Source organism: Bifidobacterium amazonense (genome assembly GCF_018555435.2).
Classification (GTDB): Bacteria; Actinomycetota; Actinomycetes; order Actinomycetales; family Bifidobacteriaceae; genus Bifidobacterium; species Bifidobacterium amazonense.
Window position 1 is genome coordinate 1 of the sequence record NZ_JAFEJT020000099.1, and the last position, 5,972, is coordinate 5,972.

Consider the following 5,972-nt stretch of genomic DNA (forward strand, 5'->3'; position numbering starts at 1 on the left):
AAAACAGCCTCTCGATCGTCAAACACAAATTCGGCTCCGGGTTCACCGACCCGGAGCCGAATCATATCCGGCCGCATTCGACTGCAAGGAATGTAATTTACAGGCCGAAGACCTTGACGCGGGCGTCGGCCGGCTGCTTGTCGACCGGGCCTGCGGGCTGGGCGACGGTGCCGAACGGCATCTGGGCCTGCAGCTTCCAGCTGGCCGGCAGACCGAACTCGGCGGTCACGGCCTCGTCGATGAGCGGGTTGTAGTGCTGCAGGGAGGCGCCGAGGCCCTTCTCGGCCAGAGCGGTCCACACGGCGAGCTGCAGCATGCCGGCGGCGTCACGCGCGAAGCCCGGGAAGTTGGCGGCGTAGGCCGGGATGTTCTCCTGCAGGGTCTTGGTCACGTCGGTGTCGTCGTAGAAGAGGACGGTGCCGTGGCCGGCGGCGAAGGCGTTGATCTTGGCGTCGGTGGCCTTGAAGGCCTCCTCGTCGTTGACGACCTTGCGCAGGGTCTCCTTGACGATGCCCCACAGCTTCTGGTTGGCCTCGCCGAAGAGGACGACGGCGCGCTGCGGCTGGGAGTTGAAGGCGCTCGGCACGGCGACGGTGACGTCCTCGACCAGCTTGACGATCTCCTGATCGGAGATCGGGGATTCGCTGGTCAGCGCGTACTGGGAACGACGGTTCTGCAGATCCTCGACGAAGTTCGACATGAGGTGTCCTTTCGTGTGTTGTATGTGGTTGTATGAATGACGTCTTGCGTATATCTCGATTCGAGATATATCTTCCAGATACAACGATACGAGGTATCAGACTCCGCTCCCGCCGATTTCGCTGAGAGAGGAATCCCTTCCTATGCCTCTTCCGACTCTTCCGACTCTTCAGGCTCTATATACAAAACGGCGGTCTCGCCATAGTCGCGCCGCTCGGTGATCGACCAGCCGGACGGAACGGCGGGCTCGTCGGACCGGGCCGAACGCTCGAGCACGATCAGACTCCGCTCCCCCGCCATGCCCGAGGCGGCCAGGTCGGCGAGCAACCCCTCGCACGCCGACGTCTCGAACGCATAGGGCGGGTCGATGAAGATCACATCAAACGGATTCGCGCCCGCGACGGCGGCGCCCACGGTACTCACGACGCCCGCTGTGCCCGCCGCCGGAGCGGCATACTTCTCCGCCTTCGCCTTGATGACCCGGGCCGACATGCCGGCCTCCCACGACCGGTTGCGCTTGAGCGCGGTCAGCGTCTTGGCGATCAGTGCGGCGGCCGGCCCGTTCGCCTCCACGGCGACCAGCTCGCGCGCCCCGCGGCTCAGCGCCTCGATGCCGAGCGCCCCGGTGCCGGCGAACAGGTCGAGCACGCGGGCGTCGTCGAGCACGCCCCACGAGTCGAGACGGGAGAAGATCGCCTCCTTGGTACGGTCGGTGGTGGGTCGGGTAACCGACTTCGGCGTGGTGAGCGCCACGCCCTTGAATCGTCCTGAAATCACGCGCATACGCACCACTCTAGCGGGTGATCATCTAGCGGGCGATCACGGGTGACGCGAGCCGTCACGACGAGGTCAGGAACGTCTCGTTGCCGCGTGTGAAGTCGAGCACCGCGCCGGCGAGCTGCACTTCGCCGGACAGGTCGGGATCGGCATTGAGCAGCGCGTCCGCACGCGAGCGCGCGTCGGCGATCATGTCCGCGTCCTTGACCACACGCAGCAGTTTCAGACTCGACTTGCCGCCGGACTGCGCGTCGCCGAGCACATCGCCCGCGCCGCGGAATTCAAGGTCGGCCTGCGCGATTTCGGAGCCGTCCAGCGTGCCCTGGATCACCTGCAGACGCTGCTCGGCCGGAGAGCCCGGCTCGGCGCGCGAGATCAGGAACGCCCACGAATTCGTGCCGCCTCGGCCCACGCGCCCGCGCAGCTGGTGCAGCTGCGACAAGCCGTATCGGTCGGCGTCGAAGATCACGATGCAGCTGGCGGCCGGCACGTCCACGCCGACTTCGATCACCGTCGTGGCGACGAGGATCGGCGTCTTGCCGCTCGCGAAATCGGCCATCACGCGCGCCTTCGTCTCGTCGTCGTCACGGCCGGTGAGCGTCGCGAACGCGATGCCCGCGAACTGCGGCAGCGCGGCGAGTCGCGCGGCGATCTCCGCGACCGCATGCAGTGGCGGACGTTCCGGCGTCCTGTCTTCCGATCCCATCTCGTCGGACATGTCGTACACGCCCGTTTCGGAACCGTCCGCGCCGGACTCGCCGTCGTCATCGTCCGCGTCGATGCGCGGGCAGACGACGTACGCGCGCTCCCCCGCGTCGATGCGTTGCCTGATGTGCGCGAACATGCTCGCCATCGTGCGCACGTCGGCCTCCGGCACGATGAACGTGCGGATCGGCTTGCGTCCGCCCGGCAGTTCGGTCAGCCACGAGACGTCGAGGTCGCCGAACCAGGTCATCGCGGCCGTACGCGGGATCGGCGTGGCCGTCATGACCAGCAGATGCGGCGCCTTGTCGGCCTTGGCACGCAGCGATTCGCGCTGCTCGACGCCGAAGCGGTGCTGTTCGTCGATCACCGCGAGCGCGAGGTTCGGCGCCTGGAACGTCTTGGAGAACGCGGCGTGCGTGGCGACGATGATGCACGGCGTGCCGCTGGCCGCCGTGGCGAGCGCGCGGCGGCGTTCGGCGAGTTTCATGCCGCCGGTGAGCAGGATGACGGGGATACCGGCGCGGTTGTGGTCGTCGTCGTTCGGTGTACCGTCCAGTCCGGCGACCATGCGGGAGATCGTGGCGACGTGCTGTTCGGCGAGCACCTGCGTGGGCGCGACGAGCACGGCCTGACGGCCCGATCCGACGGCCTGCAGCATGGCGGCGAGCGCGACGACGGTCTTGCCGGAGCCGACTTCGCCCTGCAGCAGCCGCTGCATCGGCGCGTCGCGGGTCATGTCGGCGGCGATGTCGTCGATGACTTCGCGCTGGCCGCCGGTGAGCGTGAACGGCAGCGCGTCGATGAAGCGATCGCGCAATGCGGTGTCGGGGCAGGGTTCGGCGTCGGCGTGGTGCGCGTGACGACGCGCGTCGAGCAGGGCGGCCTGGCAGATGAACGCCTCCTCGTAGCGCATGGTGTCAATGCCGCGCCTGAAGTCGGCGGTGGACTGCGGATCGTGGATGGCGGCGAACGCCTCGGCGCGGTGCATGAGTCCGCGGGCCGCACGTACCGGTTCGGGCAGGATGTCGGGGATGGCCGCGGTAAGACGTGTCGCCTCGACCATGTTGCGTTGCGCACGTGCGGTCGTATCGTCGGCGCCCGCGGTCGTGGAAGTGGATGGTGACGGGCTGGACTCGGCCGCCGACGGGCCGGACAAACCGGAGCCATCATGCGCGGATGATCCCGGTGCCGCGACGGTGGCGCCGCCGTCCTCGCCTTCCAACATGCGCAGGAAGCCGAGGATGGACTCGTGGATGTGCTCGCTGGAGATGCGCGACGTGGCATGATACACGGGCCGAGGCCGGCATACGCGTCGCAGGCCGGCCTCGACGCTGTCCGCATCGTATTTGAGCGAGGATGAAGCCGGAATGAACATGTCGCCGTCGGGATCGTTCGCGTTGGGCGCGACGGTAAGCGTTTCCGGATGGGTGAACTGGAGCTGCCCGTTGAATTCGCTGGGGGTGCCGGAGACGACGATCGTGGCGCCTTCGCGCAGACCCATCGCCTTCCAGTCGATGAACTGCTTCTTGCCGGAGAAGTAGACGAGCCGGGCGACCGCACCGGACATACGGCGTTCGCCGGCGAATATGGAATCATCGACGACGACCTCAAGCCGGTACGAGTAGCCGGACGTGCGCGACACGCGCTGACCGCGCACCACGGCGGAGAACGCCATCGGCTCGCCGATGCGCGCCTCGCGCAACGATCGCAGCGGCACGGGTTCGGTCACACGGAACGGATAGTAGGTCAGCGCGTCGCCGACCGTGACGACGCCCAACGCCTTGAGCGCGCCGACACGCCGTTTGTTCGTCATCAGGGACGCGATCGGGGTATCCAACGTAATGCTCATGGCATCCCATTGTGTCGGCCCAAGCGGACGAATCACGGCACACAAGATCACCCGCAGGGGCACCATACGCCCCATCCCGTGACGCGGAGCGCGACACGGAGCGATCCCAAACCATCGCACCGTTTGCAAAAGACTGATTTTTCAACGATTTCACACCCATGCCGAGTATGACCGTCCGACCCCTGTCACGCTCCGCATCACAGCCATTGGCCAACCGTGCGTACAGGCAATGAAAAACCCCGGCGGTCTTGCGACTACCGGGGTTTAAGCTTGCTATCTCGCGATTCACGCGGCCACACGCTGAACCTTGCCAGCCTTGAGGCACTTGACGCACACGCGCAGACGGACGTTCTGGCCGTCAACGGTGGTGCGAACCGGCTGCAGGTTCGGACGGAAGGTGCGCTTATTGCGGATATGCGAATGCGAAACGGTGTAACCGGTCTGCGGTCCCTTGCCGCACACTGCGCAACGAGCTGCCATAATGGACTCCCTATAATGTTCTTTTGACTTGCAAGTCTTGTGCCGTCCACACCATGCATTTGCGGCGCGGTCGAACACACAACTTCCCCAATATACAGCGCCATCCCGGACAATGCAACATCAGCGTGTATCACAAGCCCGTCGAAACGGCGTCCACGCGTCTCGAAACGGCGGAAAACCGGCGCGGACCCCTGCGATCCACGCACAATCATCCCCGATGACTATTGCCGCTTTCAGGAAACGTCCATAAACTTGCCGTACAACATTCACAACGGTTGGGTCGCACAAAGGGATGTACGATCGCGGAAAATCAAGGAGGATGCCATGCTCAGTCGTATCGGGGAGCGTTTCTCCCACCATCTTGAGGAGCAGCCGGACGCGCCGGCCCACGCGGTGATCTCGCTCGGACACGTGTGGATCGACATCATGATGGACGTCGACGGCGTGCCGAAGACCGGCGGATTCGCCGTATCCGACCACACCACAGCCACCGTGGGCGGCAGCTACCGCGTGCTGCAGGCGGCGAGCCGCATGGGCGTCAAGGCCGAGCATGCGGGCGTCATCGGCACCGGACCGTGGGCCACGATCGTGCGGCAGACGCTCGCCGACGACGGCATCGAGCACATCGGACAGGACCGCATCGACGCCGATTCCGGATTCCGGCTCGTGCTGTCCGACGAGGACCGCCGCAAGACGTACATCGCCACGTACGGCGCGGAGGCGCAGGGCGACGAGACGACGTTCGACTGCGTGGAGCCGGAGGCCGGCGACGTGGTGCACATCAGCGGCAACACGCTGATGGACCACACGGCGGCCGGCATCGACGAGTTCATGCAGCGCGCCGGCGCCGATCCGGCCTCGCGCGCGTACCGGATCGTGCTCAACCCGACGAACACGCTGTCGCTGGTCAACGACCATCTGCTCGAGGATCTCGTGCTGGCGCGCCCGATCTGGTCGTGCAACCGGCAGGAGGCGAACACGCTGGCCGACCGGCTCGGCATTGCACGCGACGAGGACGTGGCCCTGACCGTCGGCGGAGGCTTCGATCGCGCGATGGCCGAACTGTGCCGTTCGCTCGGCGAGACGCTGCGCGCCCCGCTCGTGGTGCGTGCCGGTTCGCGCGGCGCCTGGGTGCGTACTCCGGGCGGCGAGGTCGTGCATGTGGACGGCTATCCGACCAAGGCGACGCACACACGTTCGGCCGGTGCCACGCATACCGGCACGATGTGCGCGATGCTGGCCCGCGGATGGTCGCTGGTCGACGCGGTGCGCATCGCGAACGCCGCCTCGTCGCTCGCGATCCAGCGTTCGGTCAACGGCGTGCCGAATTGCCCGACGTACGAGGAGACCATCGCGAAGATCGATGCGGCGGAGGATGCGGCGCAGACTTCGGCCTGACATAGGACACTGTCGGTCGGATGAACCATGGGCCTCTCGGTCGCAGTTTGACGATCGAGAGGCT

General features: G+C 66.2%; 5 protein-coding genes. 1 reads left to right on the forward strand and 4 read right to left on the reverse strand.

Annotated features, from left to right (window positions below; all coding sequences use genetic code 11):
- Positions 1-97: 97 nt before the first annotated feature.
- The 4 genes from JS533_RS13230 to rpmB form a co-directional block, all read right to left on the reverse strand.
- On the reverse strand, positions 98-700 hold the full coding sequence (locus tag JS533_RS13230; protein ID WP_241515246.1) for a nitroreductase family protein: 603 nt from the start codon (positions 698-700) through the stop codon (positions 98-100).
- A 140-nt stretch (positions 701-840) separates the two neighbouring features.
- Positions 841-1,482 (reverse strand): 16S rRNA (guanine(966)-N(2))-methyltransferase RsmD, encoded by a 642-nt coding sequence (gene rsmD / locus JS533_RS13235; protein WP_241515248.1) that lies wholly within the window; start codon positions 1,480-1,482, stop codon positions 841-843.
- Positions 1,483-1,537: 55 nt separating this feature from the next.
- Positions 1,538-4,030 (reverse strand): ATP-dependent DNA helicase RecG, encoded by a 2,493-nt coding sequence (locus JS533_RS13240; RefSeq protein WP_241515250.1) that lies wholly within the window; start codon positions 4,028-4,030, stop codon positions 1,538-1,540.
- Positions 4,031-4,315: 285 nt separating this feature from the next.
- The gene (rpmB, locus tag JS533_RS13245; RefSeq protein WP_163232444.1) at positions 4,316-4,510 is read right to left on the reverse strand and encodes a 50S ribosomal protein L28; all 195 of its coding nucleotides are present in this window, start codon (positions 4,508-4,510) and stop codon (positions 4,316-4,318) included.
- A gap of 324 nt (positions 4,511-4,834) precedes the next feature.
- On the opposite strand from rpmB, the gene JS533_RS13250 reads away from it, so the two are divergent.
- Positions 4,835-5,908: a PfkB family carbohydrate kinase gene (locus JS533_RS13250; RefSeq protein WP_241515251.1), complete on the forward strand. Its 1,074-nt coding sequence runs from the start codon at positions 4,835-4,837 to the stop codon at positions 5,906-5,908.
- The last annotated feature ends 64 nt before the right edge of the window (positions 5,909-5,972 follow it).